The sequence below is a fragment of the Sphingomonas paucimobilis NBRC 13935 genome (genome assembly GCF_000739895.2).
Lineage (GTDB): Bacteria > Pseudomonadota > Alphaproteobacteria > Sphingomonadales > Sphingomonadaceae > Sphingomonas > Sphingomonas paucimobilis.
This window is the reverse complement of the sequence record NZ_BBJS01000030.1, coordinates 283,640-299,831: the sequence shown is the minus strand read 5'-3', so window position 1 is coordinate 299,831 and position 16,192 is coordinate 283,640. Positions and strand designations below refer to the sequence as shown.

14 protein-coding genes are annotated in these 16,192 nt (G+C 66.5%); 11 read left to right on the top strand and 3 right to left on the bottom strand.

Features of this window, described 5'->3' with window-relative positions; translation table 11 throughout:
* The first annotated feature begins 16 nt into the window (after positions 1 to 16).
* From SP6_RS10920 to SP6_RS10875, 11 genes are all read left to right on the top strand, one after another.
* Positions 17 to 1,672, top strand: coding sequence for a bifunctional protein tyrosine phosphatase family protein/NAD(P)/FAD-dependent oxidoreductase (locus SP6_RS10920; protein WP_007404953.1), 1,656 nt, complete (start codon positions 17 to 19; stop codon positions 1,670 to 1,672).
* Positions 1,669 to 2,451 (top strand): sulfite exporter TauE/SafE family protein, encoded by a 783-nt coding sequence (locus SP6_RS10915; protein WP_007405013.1) that lies wholly within the window; start codon positions 1,669 to 1,671, stop codon positions 2,449 to 2,451. The genes SP6_RS10920 and SP6_RS10915 overlap by 4 nt, the downstream gene beginning before the upstream one ends.
* Positions 2,452 to 2,802: 351 nt before the next feature.
* Positions 2,803 to 2,958 (top strand): hypothetical protein, encoded by a 156-nt coding sequence (locus SP6_RS20950; protein WP_007404888.1) that lies wholly within the window; start codon positions 2,803 to 2,805, stop codon positions 2,956 to 2,958.
* A 21-nt stretch (positions 2,959 to 2,979) separates the two neighbouring features.
* The gene (locus tag SP6_RS10910) at positions 2,980 to 3,501 is read left to right on the top strand and encodes a sigma-70 family RNA polymerase sigma factor (RefSeq protein ID WP_007404917.1); all 522 of its coding nucleotides are present in this window, start codon (positions 2,980 to 2,982) and stop codon (positions 3,499 to 3,501) included.
* Between the two features lie 64 nt (positions 3,502 to 3,565).
* The gene (locus tag SP6_RS10905; RefSeq protein ID WP_007404978.1) at positions 3,566 to 4,480 is read left to right on the top strand and encodes a FecR family protein; all 915 of its coding nucleotides are present in this window, start codon (positions 3,566 to 3,568) and stop codon (positions 4,478 to 4,480) included.
* A 154-nt stretch (positions 4,481 to 4,634) separates the two neighbouring features.
* The gene (locus SP6_RS10900; protein WP_007404966.1) at positions 4,635 to 7,670 is read left to right on the top strand and encodes a TonB-dependent receptor; all 3,036 of its coding nucleotides are present in this window, start codon (positions 4,635 to 4,637) and stop codon (positions 7,668 to 7,670) included.
* 115 nt (positions 7,671 to 7,785) lie between these two features.
* Complete coding sequence (locus tag SP6_RS10895; RefSeq protein WP_007405009.1) at positions 7,786 to 8,559, top strand: Slam-dependent surface lipoprotein; 774 nt, start codon at positions 7,786 to 7,788, stop codon at positions 8,557 to 8,559.
* 61 nt (positions 8,560 to 8,620) lie between these two features.
* The gene (locus tag SP6_RS10890; RefSeq protein WP_007404878.1) at positions 8,621 to 10,093 is read left to right on the top strand and encodes a surface lipoprotein assembly modifier; all 1,473 of its coding nucleotides are present in this window, start codon (positions 8,621 to 8,623) and stop codon (positions 10,091 to 10,093) included.
* 364 nt (positions 10,094 to 10,457) lie between these two features.
* Complete coding sequence (locus SP6_RS21385) at positions 10,458 to 10,826, top strand: energy transducer TonB (RefSeq protein ID WP_197939090.1); 369 nt, start codon at positions 10,458 to 10,460, stop codon at positions 10,824 to 10,826.
* 28 nt (positions 10,827 to 10,854) lie between these two features.
* Positions 10,855 to 11,460 (top strand): biliverdin-producing heme oxygenase, encoded by a 606-nt coding sequence (locus tag SP6_RS10880; protein ID WP_007404901.1) that lies wholly within the window; start codon positions 10,855 to 10,857, stop codon positions 11,458 to 11,460.
* On the top strand, positions 11,444 to 11,854 hold the full coding sequence (locus tag SP6_RS10875; protein ID WP_007404961.1) for a YbaN family protein: 411 nt from the start codon (positions 11,444 to 11,446) through the stop codon (positions 11,852 to 11,854). Before SP6_RS10880 ends, SP6_RS10875 begins: the two co-directional genes overlap by 17 nt.
* A gap of 9 nt (positions 11,855 to 11,863) precedes the next feature.
* On the opposite strand, the gene SP6_RS10870 is transcribed toward SP6_RS10875, so the two are convergent.
* From SP6_RS10870 to SP6_RS10860, 3 genes are read right to left on the bottom strand one after another with little or no spacing between them, the layout of a single operon-like run.
* On the bottom strand, positions 11,864 to 13,315 hold the full coding sequence (locus tag SP6_RS10870) for a TolC family protein (RefSeq protein WP_037568493.1): 1,452 nt from the start codon (positions 13,313 to 13,315) through the stop codon (positions 11,864 to 11,866).
* A complete protein-coding gene (locus SP6_RS10865; protein WP_007404964.1) occupies positions 13,312 to 14,385 on the bottom strand; it encodes an efflux RND transporter periplasmic adaptor subunit in 1,074 nt (357 codons plus the stop codon). The genes SP6_RS10870 and SP6_RS10865 overlap by 4 nt, the downstream gene beginning before the upstream one ends.
* Positions 14,369 to 16,054, bottom strand: coding sequence for an ABC transporter transmembrane domain-containing protein (locus SP6_RS10860; RefSeq protein ID WP_007405016.1), 1,686 nt, complete (start codon positions 16,052 to 16,054; stop codon positions 14,369 to 14,371). The genes SP6_RS10865 and SP6_RS10860 overlap by 17 nt, the downstream gene beginning before the upstream one ends.
* Positions 16,055 to 16,192: the final 138 nt, after the last annotated feature.

The window sequence follows — 16,192 nt, the reverse complement described above, 5'->3', positions numbered from 1 at the left end:
AGGATGGGAGAGCGACATGGCGTTCAAACCCCTGGATGACGGCATCGCCGTCTCGCCGCAGATCACGCTGGACGACGTGGCCGAGGCCGCACGACAGGGCTATCGGTCGATCATCTCGAACCGACCCGATGAAGAGGAGGCCGGGCAACTCACCGCCGATGCCATTCGGGCCGAGGCCGAACGTCATGGCCTGACCTTCACCCATATCCCCATCGCTCCCGGCAAGGCGACGCCCATCGACAGCGCGGCGATGGCGCAGGCGCTGGAAACCCTGCCCAAGCCGATCCTCGCCTTTTGCCGCAGCGGCATGCGCTCGGCGACCTTGTGGGCGCTGTCCAAGGCGGGGCAAGGCTCGGCCGATAGGCTGATCGATAAGGCGGCCGCCGCGGGCTATGATCTGGCCGCGCTGGCCCCCAGATTGCGCGCTCCATCGCCGAGTGCCAGTTTCGACGTGGTGATCGTCGGTGGCGGCTCGGCGGGGATCGCGACGGCGGCGAGCATCCTGAAGCGCAACGCCCGGCTGACCATCGCCATCGTCGACCCGGCGCAGGACCATTATTACCAGCCCGGTTGGACATTGGTGGGGGCCGGGGTCTTCCGCGCCCAGGATACGCGGCGTGCCGAGGCGGATGTGATGCCCAAGGGCGTCACCTGGCTGCAGGTCGCCGCGACGGGTTTCGATCCGGACCGCCATGCGGTCGCGTTGGCGGACGGGCGCATGCTGACCTACCGCGTCCTGGTTGCCGCCCCCGGCCTGCGGCTGGCGTGGGAGGCCATTGCCGGGCTGGAGGACACGCTGGGGCGGAACGGCGTCACCTCCAATTACCTTTATGATCTGGCTCCCTATACGCACCGGCTGGTACAGGAGATGACGAGCGGCCGCGCTTTGTTCAGCCAGCCGCCGATGCCGATCAAATGCGCTGGCGCGCCGCAAAAGGCGATGTATCTGTCCTGCGATATCTGGCGCCGCGCCGGCCTGTTGCCCGGGATCGATGTCGAGTTCCACAATGCCGGCGCGGTGCTGTTCGGGGTGTCGACCTATGTGCCGGCGCTGATGGACTATATCGCGCGCTATGGCATCGACCTGCGGCTGGAATCCAATCTGGTCGCCGTGGATGGCGCGCGCCGTGTCGCGACCTTTGAGTGCAAGCGGGACGGCAGGACCGAGACGATCGAGCGGGCCTTCGACATGCTGCATGTCGTTCCACCCCATGTCTCGCATGACTGGGTGGCGAAGAGCCCGCTGGCCGCACCGAGCGGTTTCATCGACGTCGATGAGGCGACGCTGCGCCACAAACGCTATGACGATGTCTTCGCCCTGGGTGACGGGGCGGGGACCAGCAACGCCAAGACGGCGGCTGCCGCTCGGCAGCAGGCGCCGGTCGTTGCGGTCAACGTTCTCGCCGCGCTGGAGGGCAAGCCGCCGGCCGCCGATTATGACGGCTATGGCTCATGCCCGCTGACCGTCGAGCGGGGCAAGATCGTGCTGGCCGAGTTCGGCTATGGCGGCAAGCTGCTCCCGACCTTCCCCAAATGGCTGGTCGACGGGGCGCGTCCGACGCGGGCGGCCTGGTTCCTGAAGGAAAGGATGCTGCCTCCGCTTTACTGGCAGGGGATGCTGAAAGGGCGCGAACTGCTCGCCCGGCCGCATCGGATCGGTGCCGCGTCATGATGCTGGAGCCGATCCAATATCTGCTGGGCGGCTTTTCGGGCGGCCTGGTCGGCTTCACCCTGGGGCTGGTTGGGGGCGGTGGCTCGATCCTGGCGGTGCCGCTGATGGTCTATCTGGTCGGCGTGCCCAGCGCGCATGTCGCGATCGGCACCAGCGCCTTGGCGGTGGCCGTCAATGCCGCAACCGGGCTGATCGGTCATGCCCGGGCCGGGACGGTCAAATGGCGCTGCGGCGGCATGTATGCGGCGGCGGGAATCGCCGGGGCCTTTGCCGGATCGACGGCGGGAAAGGCCTTTGACGGCACGCATCTGCTGTTTCTGTTCGCGCTGGTCATGGTGGCGGTCGGCATCGTCATGCTGCGCGGTCGCAAGGCGGAAGGCGTGCCGGGTGCGCAATGCAATCGGGAGAATGCGCCCAAGGTGCTGGGCTTCGGCCTCGTCACCGGCATCTTCTCCGGCTTTTTCGGGATTGGCGGCGGCTTCCTGATCGTGCCCGGCCTGATCGGGGCGACGCGGATGCCAATGCTCAATGCGGTCGGCACCTCTCTGGTCGCGGTCGCCGCCTTCGGTCTGACGACGGCGTTTAACTATGCCTGGTCGGGGATGGTCGACTGGCCGCTGGCCGGTGTGTTCATCGCGGGCGGTATCGCCGGCGGGCTGGTGGGCCTGGCGGCGGCGCGCCGCTTGTCGGAGAGCCGGGGGGCGCTGACCACCGTGTTCGCGATCCTGATCTTCGTCGTCGCGGCCTATATGCTGTGGCGGAGCGGAAGCGCGCTCTGATCCCGGCAAGCACCGATCGACATTCATCCGAAGGCCCCGAAATTTTCCGGTTCACGGGGAACATGCCAAGCATGCACGGAGGGGTGCCGCCTATTCTTGGGCGGCGGCGGCCCCTCCGTGCATGGACCCCGGCGGCTGGCATGGCTGGCGATGCTTGCGAGCCTGTGTTCCATTTTACAGTCCCGTAGGATCGATAGGCGATCGGCTAGAGAATGCTCCTCAGTCCGATAATCGGCCAAGCCCTGTCGGCATTGATGAGATTGACTCGCATTAACGGAGAATGTAGCCGCCCCTTGGAGAGCGTGATCAAGAATATGCTCGGCAAGCGTGACGCATGCCAATCGGGGAAACATGGATAAGCATCGCACCATCGCTCTGCTGCTATCGGCAGCGCCTATCGCCGCGCTGAACCAGGATGGCGGGGGTGATGCGCTATGGGATACCGGGATCGTCGTGTTCGCAATTGGGCGGACGCAGGCGATGTCGGCTGTCCATCCGGTCGGGTGATCCCATGGCCGAGGCGCGGCAATGGTGAAGAACCGGCCCGCCCGCCTGCTGGCGCTGTTCGCCGGGCAGCGTCGCCGGCTGATCGCCGAGGCGACGCGGCTGACCGGCGATATGGCGTCGGCGGAGGATGTCGTGCAAGAGGCGTGGATACGCCTGTCGCAAAATGCCGTCGATATCCGGATCGCCGAGCCGGTCGGCTATTTGCGGCGGGTGGTGCGCAACCTGGCGCTCGACGAATATCGGCAGAGGCGGCGCCGCGAGCAGGTGATGACGCTCGATCCCGCCGACGATCCCGAGGCACTGGCCTCCAACGCCGCCGGAGCGGACCGCGCCGTCATCGCAAGACAGGAACTGGCACTGGTGACGGCCGAGCTTCGGCGGATGCCACCACGCATGCGCCGCGCGGTGGAATTGCATCGCCTGTCGGGAACGCCGCTTCGCGAGATCGCGGTGGAACTGGGCGTATCGATCTCCTCCGCCCATGCGCTGGTAAGGGAAGGGGTGGAGCGGTGCCGCCAATGCCTCCGCTCGGCCCGCCATTGAGCACCGTGCCGAAAAAGACGGCGTCCCGTTCGTCCCTCTGCATAAGACAGGCGGAGGGGGGCGGATGAGCGAGCGAGAAGGCTATCGGGGCGAAGCGCTGGATTGGATGATCCTGTTGCGCGAGCGTCCGGACGATCAGGATGTGCACGCGCGATTCCGGCAATGGCGGCGGACGGCCGGAGGGGACGCGGCCTGGCGTGAACTGGGCCATGTCGATGCGCTGATCCGACAGGCCGGAACGTCGGGCCTCGCGCCGCCGTCTCCTGCCATGCGCCGCTGGCCGATGCTGGTGCCGCTTGCCATGGCGGCCTGTATCGCGGCGTTGTTCCTGGGGCGCGAGGTGCTGCCCATCGTACAGGCCGACCTGACGACCGGTACCGGCGAGGTGCGTAGCCTGCGTCTCGCCGATGGCAGCCGCGTCACCCTGGCCCCGCAGAGCGCCGTGGCGATCGGCGACCGCCGGGTGCGACTGCTGCGGGGCGCCGCCTATTTCGACGTTCGGCATGACCGGGTACATCCCTTTCGCGTGCTGGCGGGGGATGTGCTGGCGACCGATCTCGGCACCGCCTTCGAGGTGCGACGCGAAGGCGCCGGGGCGCATATTGCCGTGCGCAAGGGGCGAGTTCGCGCGTCTTGCCGCGATGCCGGTCTCCGCCCGGCCGATCTGGGGCCCGGCGACATGGCCTTGGTAGAGTGTGCGGCCGGCCGTTATCGCCGATCGGCCGCGCCTCCATCGACGGTGGCGAGTTGGACGGACGGGCGGCTTGTCGTCACCGATCGCCCCTTGGCCGATGTCGTCGGAGCGCTTCGCCCCTGGTTTGTCGGGATGCTGGTCGCGCGCGGTGCGGGGATGCGGCGGCATGTGACGGGCGTCTATGATCTGCGCCATCCCGATCATGCGCTGGCCGCGCTTCGCCAGGCCCATGGCGCGACCGTGTGGCAGATCACCCCTTGGCTGGTCATCGTCACTGCCGACTGAGCGGCATTTTCTCGACCAGATAAAAAAGTTTCGAAAAAAGCGACACTGCCATCGTCTACCCTATGAATGCGAACGATACGCAATAGCAATCGTTCTGTTTGGGAAATCGGGGGACGATGTGATCGACGGATATCGTGAGTTTCGGGGAAGGCGCTTGGCGCTGGCAATGTTGCTGGGCGCAGCGGCGCTACCCGCTTTGGCCACGCCCTTGGCCGCACAGGCACGGCCGGCGCCAGTGCGCGTCAACATCCCGGCACAGCCATTGGGCGATGCGCTGGCCCAGTTTGCGCAACAGGCGGATATACAGCTAGGCGTCGATGCCGCGCTGGTCGCCGGATTGCACTCGCCGGGCGTGACGGGGCGAGTGGACCGGGCGCTGGCACTTGATCGGCTGCTGGCGGGCACCGGGCTCGACTGGCGGCTGGCGGACGGCGTTTTGACGCTGCAACGGCGGCCCGTTCCACCCGTGACGCCGGGAAAGCAACAGGCGCCGCTCGTCACCGATGCCTTGCGGGTGCAGGGCGGCGATGCCCCGCGCGATGTCGCCGAAGTGCGGGCGGAGCGCGGCCATGACACGGTCTTCGACGCCGATTTTTCCAGCGGGTATAAGGACCGCGCCGAGATCGAACGCTATAAGGGCGTCACCACCTCCGACCTGTTGACCGGCATGGTCAATGTGCTGAGCGGCGATGCGCGCAACAGCGGCGCGCTCGACCCCAGCATTCGCGGCATTCAGGGGCCGGGGCGCGTGCCCGTGGTGATCGACGGCACCGAACAGGCGCTGACGGTATGGCGTGGCTATAATGGCGCGAGCAACCGGGCCTATGTCGACCCCAATCTGATCTCCGGGCTGCAGGTGCTGCGCGGGCCCACCGATCAGGGCAATATCCGCAGCTCGACCGGCGGCACGGTCGTCATCAACACGCTGGACGCGGATGACGTCCTGCGTCCCGGCCGCAATTTCGGCCTCGATCTGCGGGTGGAGGGCGGCAACAACTCGACCGACCCGCGTTTGCCGACGTTGCTCACGGGCCGCGACTATCGCACCGTGCCGGGCTTCCCGCAAAGCTCGCCGAGCTTCGCATTGCGTGATCCGTCGCTGGTGATCGTCCCGCGGACCCGGGACGACAACCACTTCGTCTCGCTGGGCGACCGGGCGGTGCGGGTGGCCGGAGCGATCCGGATCGAGGGGCTCGATCTGTTCGGCGCCTATGCGTATCGCGAGCGGGGCAATTATTTCTCCGGCACCAGCGAGGCCGGCTATTACGAACAGTCGGACCTGCCCTCGAACAATCTCAACCGCATCCGCCGCATGGCGCTCGGCTTCGCGCCGGGCAACGAGGTGCCCAATACATCGAGCGATCTCGAATCCGTCCTATTGAAGGCGACCTGGCATATCGCCGACGACCAGTATCTGCTGGTCAGCCTGCGCGACAGCGTCACCCGCTATGGCGAGATCATGCCGTCGCGCATCCCGATCGATACGGGCAATGTGCAATGGCCGCTCAGCAAGGTCCATGCCCGCGCCTATAATGCGGAGTATAAATGGCAGCCGGAGAGCCGCTGGATCGACCTGAAGGCCAATCTCTGGGCCACCGATACCAGGAGCGATACCTATAATTCTGGTGGCATGCCCAATTTCGCGACGTTCAACGATCCGATCATCATCGACAATGCCCGCGCCAATGCGATCAACAATCGCTATGGTCTGAACGCCAGCAATACAGTGCGGTTCGGGTCGACCTTCGACCTGACGCTGAGCGGCAACTGGCAGCATGAGAAGCTGGCGTCGCACGACGTCTATGATGCTGCGCGCTTCCAGGGCTGGCGGCAATTTCCGCGCGCGGGACGACGCGAGGAGTTCCTCGTCCGGCTGGACGGAGAGTGGCGGCCCACCAGCTTCCTGAAATTGAACGCGGGGGTCAGCTATGCCGGTTACTGGGCGGTGGACGATTTCGCGCGGAGCCAGATCGCCAAGGGCAATGCGAACCTGCGATCAGTCGCCTATCGAGGCTATGAGTCCTTTTTCAATGTCTCGGGCACGGGTGAGGCGTACTTCGAGCGATATTGGCGCACGGCTCTGACCGGTTTACCGACCGAGGACGTCGATCAGTTCATCGGAATGATGCTGCCCGATTATCTCGCAAGCCCCTATGAACTCTCTTGGGAGGAAGCCGGGCCGGTCTGGCGGCCCGATGCGCAGGGGCGCTACTCCCGCGCCGGTAATCCCTGCCTGAACGGGTCGCTCAAAAGTGTCGCGGGCAATGACGGAACCTGCCGTCTGCAGAATATCGTCGAGGTCGTTCCGATCACCGCACCGCGCCGGTCGGATCATCGCTGGGCCCCCAGCCTGTCCGCCACCGTTTATGCCGACGAGCACACGCGCGCCTATGCCCGCTATATCGAGACGTGGCGCTTCCCGAGCATGTTCGAGAGCACGCTGGGCTTTTCGGCTTCGTTCAATCCACTGGCTCCGCTTCAGCCCGAACATGCCAGATTGTACGAGGTCGGTCTGGTGCGCGATCTGCGCAGCCTGTTGCACCTCAATCAGGAGGATCAGCGCGCCGACATCAAGCTGACCTTCTATCGCAACCGCATCTCCAATGTGGTGGAGCGGTCGACCAACCTTCAGTTCAGCAATATCCGCGAACAGACGATCGCGGGGATCGAGGCCGAGGCGCGGATCGATACGGGCGGTTTCTATACCCAAGTCGGCGCAGCCTTCATGACCACCAACCAAGTCTGCGACGAAAGTGCCGCCGCGCTGGCCGATCGCAAGAACGGCAGCGTTCCCGATTGCGTCAAATATGGCTTCCCGGACGGCTTCCTGCTGACCCAGGCGACACCGGAGCAGACGGTCAACTGGACGATGGGAGGGCGCTTCCTGGACAAGCGGCTCGAACTGGGTGGGCGGCTGACCTATTACAGCCGCTACAACAATCCCTTTTTCGAGCGGATCGCGAACCTGCCGCGCGAGCAGCAGATCGATGTCTATTCGCTCAACGTGCCCTTCAGTTGGGGCGCGATCGTCACCGCCGACGCCTATGTCCGCTACAATCTCAACAACCGTTTCTCGGCCGAGCTGGTGGGGACCAACCTCAACGATCGTTATTATGCGGACCCGCTGACCCGTTCGCTGATGCCCGCACCCGGGCGCACCGTTCGGCTGAGCCTGACGGGCCGCTTTTGATGATCCCGAAATTCGACCCCGCCGCCCTAGTCCTTCCTGAAAGCCGGACATGGCCAGCGGGGCCGGATCGATGCGCCCGAAGCCATCGGGCGCACACAACCGCAGGAGTAATAGCATGACCTCCATCCAGATGAAGACCATCCTTCTCGCTGGCCTCGCCGCCGTTCTGACCAGCGGGGCGGCCCAGGCCCAGTTCGCGGGCGGATCGAGCGATACCGGCAAGGTGACCGTGGGTGCCAGCGATGTGAATGGCGGCCCCCATGTCGCGGGCCGGGCTGGGATCGGCGTGCCGGGGACCAATGGACGGCGCGTCGATTTCCAGGGGCTGAGCCTCTACGCCGCGCCCGACCTGAACGGGGTGCGCCATCTGAACATGGCGACCAGCGACGTCGCCGATCACAGCAGCTATGGCGATTTCCGCTTTGCGCGGGTCGGCACGGCGGATCTGTGGTTCGGCGAATGGTCGCAGACGGGCAATGCCTCGGCGGGCGACCATACGGTTTACTATGTCGGCAACACCAGCGGCACGACCGTCCCGACCAGCGGTACCGCCACCTATGCGGTCAAGGGGATCAGCGACTATGCCAATAAGGGCGCTTTGACCGGCACCCTGACCGCCAATTTCGGTTCGGGCACGTCGGGCACATTGACCGGCAGCCTTGCCAACGCCTCGACCGGTGCGGGGGTCAGTATCGGCACGGCGACGATCCAAAGCAATGCGACCTTCACCGGTACAGGGGCGACGGCGACCCAATCGGGATCGACGGTCGCGTCCAACGGTCTGGTGAATGGTCGTTTCTTTGGCGCGGATGCGGCAGCCTTGGCCGGTACCATTCGCTTTGCGAGTGCGCGGCAGCACGACACCGCCTTTGGCGGCACGAAGAACTGACGCGAACGGTCGGGGCTCCCGTCTCTCCCTTGCGGGAGCCCCGGCTTCGCGACGATCCCCCATGCGATACTTCGCCCTTTCTTCGATCCTGGCCCTGATCGCCTGTCCCCTTGCCATGCCCGCCTTCGCCCAGAGCGCGCGCAGCGAGGACAACCGCCTGCGTCTCGACCCCGGTATCGATCGCCGTACGACGCCGCAGGAACGCGAGGCGATCGAAGCCGCCACGCCATCGGATAGCATCACCATCGACGGCGAGGTCTATCGGGTCGATGATACGCTCGACGATCTGGGGCGTGCGATCTACCTGTCGGTTTCGCGCAAGGCCTGGGTCGATGTCCGCCGTTTTCTGCCGCGCTATGTGGCGCTGTCCGGGCATGATCCCATGCTGGTCGCCTGGGCACGCGGCGGTCTGGCGCGCAGCGAGGGGCGGCTGGGCGAGGCCGAGCGGCATTATCGCGCGCTGCTGGCGATCCAGCCCGACTTTCTTCCCGGCCGGCTCGAACTCGGCCGCCTGTTGTTCGAGAACCGCAAAGACCGCGAGGCGCGCCGCCTGTTCCGCGCGATCCGCGACGAATTGGCGAGACAGGATGATCGCGCCGCCGGGGTGCGCCGGAATGTCGACGCCTTCCTCACCGCGCTCGACCGTCGCGATCAGTGGCAGGGCATGATCGCTATCGGGCCGGGCTATAGCAGCAACCTGAACCAGAGCTCGGCCAGCCAGACCTGTCTGTTGACCGGTGAGGACGGCACCTGCCTGATCGACCGCACCCTGCCGTCTGCGATCGCGTCGGTCGGCATCAATATCGAGGGCAATCTCAGCCGCCGGATTGCGCTGAAGGGGCAGGGGGGATTGCTCGCCCGCGCCTTCGTTTACGGCGACCTGTGGCCCGGCCATGGCGACTTTGACCAGGCGACGCTGAGCGCACAGATCGGCTATGACCATCAGACCGCCAGACGCAGTCTGACCCTGTCGCCGACCATCGATCTGGCGAGCCTGGGCGACAAGCTGCTCTATGCCGCGCCGGGCCTGCGGGCGGAGGCGATGGTCACCCCGTCGCCCGATACGGCCCTGCGGATTGAGGTCACGCGCCGGATTTTCGACTATCATCGCGGTTTCGACGATCTCGACGGCGCATTGACCGAGGCGAACCTGACCGGCTGGCTCTCGCTGCCGCGCGGTTGGAGCCTGTTCGCGGGCCTGGATGCAGGGGACAAGCAGGCGGATGCCCGCCCCAATGCCTATCGCCATATCGGTGCGCGGCTGGGGATGGTGCACGGTTTTGCCGACTGGGCGGAACTGACCCTCATCGCCTCCGCCCGGCAGCGCGATTACCGCGCCTATAGCGAACTGCTGGAGGCGGTCCGCCACGATCGCGAGACCAACCTGACCGCCGTCCTGCGCCTGCCCAAACTGCGCTTCGCGGGGCTGACGCCGAACATCCTTTTTCAGCACAACCGGGTGACGAGCAATGTCGACTGGCTCTATTCCTTTCATCGCACCGCGGCGAGCTTCCGGCTCGAACATGCGCTCTGATGCCCGCCCGTCCGTTTATCGCCAGCCCGTGCAGGCGCGGGCGTGCGGAACGATGGCGCTGGCGGCGGGTGGATTGTTCCTCGCGCTGCTGTCCAGCCTTCGCCTGATGACACCGCCTACGCCCGCAATCGATGCGGGCCCCATGGCGGTTTTCGTGACGGAGTCGCTTCCGGTCGATCAGCCGGCCGAGCCCCACGCGCCACATCCGACGGAGCCGCCGCCGCCCATGCCCCGGAAGCCTGCCATGGCGACGACTTCGCCCTCGCATGCCGCTCCCATCCCAACCTCGCCGGCAGTGGAGGTCGCATCCCCCGGGTCACCCGCCCAACCGGCATCGGCTATCGTCCTGCCCTCGGCACCGGCGTTGACCGCGAAACCTGCGGAAGGTGCCCACACCGCCGCCCCGGCCGCACCGGCCACGCCGATGGCATCCAGCGCTACGGCGGCAGCGGATTGGCGGGCGCGGTTGCTCGGCCACCTCCAGCGCTATCGCCGTTATCCGCGCCAGGCCGAGGCGGCGCGGCAACAGGGCGTGGCGCGCGTCGCCATCACCCTGCACCGCTCGGGCGAGGTGATCGCAGTCGAGCTGGTCCATGGCAGCGGCTATCCGCTGCTCGATATGGAGGCGCGGACGACCGTGCGCCGCGCCTCTCCCTTGCCCGCTGTCGATGCCGCCATTGCTGGCGATCCGGTCACCGTCGAGGTGCCGATCGACTTCGCCCTGCGCCGCTGATCTTTCCCATCATCTGAGGATATCCGTCATGATCCATGCCGCCCTGGCCATACCGGCCCGCCCCATATCCCGGTCGCAGCGATTGATGGAGGCGACCCGCAGCGCGCATGACGGGCTCGACACCCGAATCATCAGCGCCGAGCCGTTTCGCGATCGCGATCGGTACGTCCGGCTGTTGCGGATGCAGTATCATTTCTACCAGACCATCGACGGGCTCTACACCACGGCGCTGCCGCTGCCGGCCAGCCTGGACTTGCCTTCCCGACGTCGGCTGGAGCGGGTGCGGCAGGATCTGGTCGATCTCGGCCAGTCGCCGCCGCGCGAACATCCCTCCAAACCCTCGAATATGGCGCGGGTCGATTCCGCCACCGCGATCGGCTGGCTATGGGTGGCGGAAGGGTCGACACTGGGCGCGGCATCGCTGCTGAAACGTGCGGCGGCCCTGGGCCTCGATGGTGAGTTCGGTGCGCGTCACCTCGCAGGCCATCCCGGGGGGCGTGGCAAATATTGGAAGAGCTTTGCCGGAGCGGTCGATGCGCTCGATCTGGATCAGGTGGACGATGCGCGGATGCTGAACGGCGCCCGCGATGCCTTTGCCCATGTCCGGATGCTGGCCGATGACAGCTTTGCGTGAGCCCGTCCGGCACAGCCCGGTCAGGCGAGCGGCGCGCCTCGGTTGGCTGGCGCTGGGGTTCGCCTGTGTCGGGCTGGGCATCATCGGGGCGATCGTGCCGCTGATGCCGACCACCATCTTCCTGATCCTGGCGGCGGGATGTTTCGCGCGTTCTTCGCCGCGTCTGGAGGCGCGGTTGCTGCACCATCCCCGCTTCGGCCCGACACTGCGCGCCTGGCGGCGGGACGGGGCGATGAGCCGCCGGGCCAAGCGGATGGCCTGCGGCGGCATGGCGACCGGCTATGCGATCTTCCTGCTGACCGCGCATCCGGCGGTCATCGGCATTGTCCTCGTGGGACTCGTGATGGCCGGTTGCGCATTATATATTGCGACACGGCCGACGGCTCAGAACTGACTGCATCTATCACGGCTCCAGGCCCAGGGCCGCACGGTCGGCGGTGGCGGCGGCGAGTTCGGCGCGGGCCGCCGCGATCCGGGCTTGCGCGTCGATCAGGCGGACACGGGCATCGTTCGCGGTCTCCTCGCGCTGATTGACCAGGAAGAAGTCGCTCGATCCCAGTTCGAACCGGCGCCGCTCGGCCGCCGCGAGCCGCTCGGCAAGCTGGCGTTCCTGCTCGGCGATCGTCGCCAGTTTCTCGGCCGCGCCGACGCCGATGGAGATGCCTTCCACCTCCACGGTGATCTGGTCGCGCAGGAAGCGGCTGCGCGCCGCCAGCGCGTCCATTTCCGCCCGCGCCTCGACGATGCGCCCCTTCGCCGCGCGGTTCTGCAGCGGCATGGAGAAGCGGAAACCGACCGCGGCTTCGAGTGGTGTGCGTGTCGGTCCGCCCAGGCCCACCGGCCCGATATCCTTGCCCATCTCTCCCCGCAGGTCGAGGCGGGGGCGAAGTTCATTCTGCGCCAGTGCCAGACGTGCTGACCCCTGATCGATCCGCGCGAGCAGCACCTGCAGATCGGGGCGTTGCTGTTCGAAATTGTCGCGCGCGACGGCCGCCACGCCGGCCAAGGCTTCGGCATCGCTGGGCAGACGCTCCGACCCGACCAGTACCGGCTCTCCCGCCGCATCGCGGAAATAGAGCGACAGGGCATTGGCCGCCGCGTCGAAATCGCCCTCGGCGCGCACCACCAGGGCACGGCGGCGGACCAGATTCTGGTCGTTCTCGGCCAGCAATATCTCCGGCCGCGCGCCAAGCTGCACCTGACGCGCGAAGCCCCCGCGCCGGCTTTCCGACAGCGCCAGCAGGTCGCGATAGGCGCGCAGCCGCAGGCCGGCCGCGACCCAGTTCTGATAGGCGTCGATCGCCCGCCGCTGCACCCCGATCGCCACCGCCTGACGCTCGAACTGCGCGATGTCGATATCGCCCGCTGCCAGGGTGCGACGCGTCCGGCGCTCGTCCACCAACCGGTCGCGCAGCAGGGCATAGAGCGCCCCGACCTTCACCTCGCCCAGGCGGTTGGTGTAGTTCTGGTTCTCATAGACCGGAAAGTCGCCCCGGGTGACGCGGTAGCCGCCATAGACATAGCCGCCATTGTCGCTCAGCGGGCGGGTTGCGCTCGCCGATGCGACGGTCCCGTCATAATAGCCCAGCGCGCGCGAGCGGCCTTCGGCCTCGAACACGGTGTCGAACGCGCCATTGGCGGTGATCGCGCGTCCCTCGGCGGCGCGGATCTTGGCCAGTGCCTCGACGATCTGCGGGGCCGCACGCGCGGAGGCGCGCAGCACTTCGTCCAGGGTCAGTGGCGCCGAACCGGGCGTCGCGGCCGGCGCCGGGTTGGCCCGGATACGCTGGGCCGTGGCCGGCGCGGCCAGGACGGGGGCGATGATCAATGCGGAAAGAAGGAGCGACCGGATCATTTCGGCTTGCCCGCCTTGGCCGCGATCTTCTTGTCGTCGTCCTTGCCGGCATTCTTGTCGGTGGCGGTCTGACCGAATTCCAGCGGGAAGTCGTTGAGCTGACGCCAGAGTTCATAGCCGACGGTGACGGTCTCACCCTGGACCCAGCCCTGGACCTTGCCACCCAGCCGGACGAACTGACGCTCGGGCCAGGCGGGTTTGCCGGGCATGGGTTCGACCAGGATGCGGAAGAGGCCCTGCGCATTGGCGTTCGGATCGATGGTGCGAACGCGACCGTCGAAGAAGCCATAGGCGACAGAGGGCCAGCCGCTGAACTGGATGGCGGGCCAGCCCTCGAACTCCAGCCGCACCGGGCGGCCGGGCCGCAGCAGCGGCACGTCGCGGCCGTCGATCATCAGTTCCACCGCGCGTTCGACCTGCTCCGGCGCGACCACCGCGAGTGCGGTGCCAGCCGAGACATAGGCGCCGCCAGCGGCCGCGTTGAGATTCTGGATGCGGCCGTCGCGCGGGGCGCGGACCAACTGCGCCGACTGGCGGTTGAGCTGGACATCGATGCGGTTGAGCTTGGCGCGCGATTCCGCCAGCTTGGCACCCGAATCCGCGACCTTGATCTGCGCCTGTTCGTAATCGCGCCGTGAGGCGAGCCCTTCGGAGAACAATTGCCGCGTGCGGTTGACGTCGATCTGGGCGACCGCCTGCGACTGGCGGACGGAGGCGATTTCAGCCTCCACCTGTGCGCGCTCGGCGGCGAGGCGGGAGAGGAGGTTGGGATCGAGGTCGACGATGCGGGCGATCGGGTCGCCGCGCTTCACTTGCTGGCCATCATGGACATACCAGCGCTCGACGCGGCCGGGCACCAGCGCGGTCACGTCCTGCGCACGGTCCTGCGGATCGAGCGAGACCACCTGCCCACGCCCTTGCGCGGTTTGCAGCCACGGCACGAAGAACAGGATGAATATGGCCACCGCGACACCGACCGTCAGGATCCAGGCGATGGCGACGGTCACCCGGGGCGGGCGCAGCGAGCCGAGGGTGCGGAAATGAGCGAGATGTTCAGGCAGATGCGACATCGGCGCCCTCCTGGCTATAGGCGGTCCGGAGGTCGGCCAGTTGCGCGAAACGGCGCTGTTCGGTCAGGCCCAGATGGAGATAGCCGTCCAGTTCCAAATCCTCGGGGCGGCCGGTGCACAGGAGCACGGTCGTGCCATGCGCCTTGAGCAGGCGTAGCGCCGCCAGCAGCCGTTCGGGTGGCAACAGGTCGTATAACTGGCCCAGCAGCAACAGCTTGGGGCGGACCAGCAGCGCATTGGCGAGCTTCAGCGCCATGGTCTCGCCGACGCTGAGCGGATAGCCGGTCGAGCCGAGCGGCGTGTCCAGCCCCTGCGGCAGGCTGGCCAGGCGGCGTTCCAGCCCGACCATGGCCAGCGCCTCCATCGCACCCTGGGCCAGATCGCCCGAGGCGAGACGGAGATATTCGCGGATCGTCACCTCGACGATCGTCGAACGATCGAGCACCGTCACGTCCGAACGCAGATGATACATGTCGAACGAGCCCAGATCGGCACCGCCGATCCGCACCAGGCCGCGTTCGGGCAGGGCATGCCGCTTCAGCAGCATGGCCAGCCGGCGCTCGGCACCCGGTTCGGCAACGGTGACGAGCTGTTCTCCGGCCTCGAGGGTGAGGTTGTAATGGGCGTCGTTCAGCACGACGTCGGTCAGCTTCACCGATCCATCGTGCGGGCCATTGGCGCCGCGTACCTTGGGCTCCTGCGGAATGGCGAACAGCAGCGACAGCTCCTCGGAACTGGCGACCAGATCATAGAAGGTGTCGAGATACATACCGAGCTGGGAGATGCCGTAGAAGACGCCCGACAGGATCAGCTCCGCCGCGACGAGCTGGCCCAGCGACAACTGCCCCCGCAGGATCAGCATGCCGCCCAGCAGCAGCAGGCCGGCGCTGGCAAAGGCATAGATCAGCAGGAACGCGACCGTCTGTGCGAACTGATAGCGGAAATAGCGGCGATGCGTGTCGACATAGGTCGCGGTCATCGCCTCCGAGCGGGTCATCGCGAAATCGAGATGACGCAGCGATTTGTAGAAGCCGTTCGATCCGCCGACGCTTTCCAGCCAGCGGGCGGCATTATGCTTGGCATGGCTCAGCGCCACCGCCCCGCTGATCGCGCCCCGCCGCCACAACAGCCATACGAGCAACAGCGCCGCCACCAGCACGACGTTGAAGGCGAGGAAGACGGGGTGGTAGAAGCTGGTGATCGTCAGCCCGATCACCGCCTGCAACACGATCGTAAAGCCGCCGATGACCAGGCTGGGCACCGATTTCTGGACGACGACTAGGTCGAAATAGCGGTTGAACAGGTCGCCGCGATTGCCGTCGGCGAAGAAGGGGTCCTGCGCATGCACCGCGCGTAGCGTGACCTCGGCCACGACGCGCGAGAACAGCCGCCGCTCGAACGCGGCCATGATCCACACTCGCAGCGCGCTCAGCCCCGCAACCAGCAGGAGCAGCATCAACAGCACGCCCGACAGCGCCCAGAGCGGTGCCGGCATCGCGGTATTGGCCACGCTGTTGATCAGCAACTGCACCGAAATGGGTGTGGCCAGGGCCAATAGGCTGATCGCGATGGTATAGACAATGCCGAGGCGCACATAGGCCGAATCCGGGCCTATGATCTGCGCCAGCCAACCCACCGCGTCCCGAAATCCCAGTCGTGCCGCTGCCAAAATAGTCCCCCTTCGTGTACCTCGAGCGAGCCGATAGTGGCGAAACTTTGCCGAATCTTTGCTGGGCTCTTAAAAAAGGTACGCCTCGGTTTAATCCATGTGATGTCAGGGTAACGACATATCATGGGTCTGGCCAAT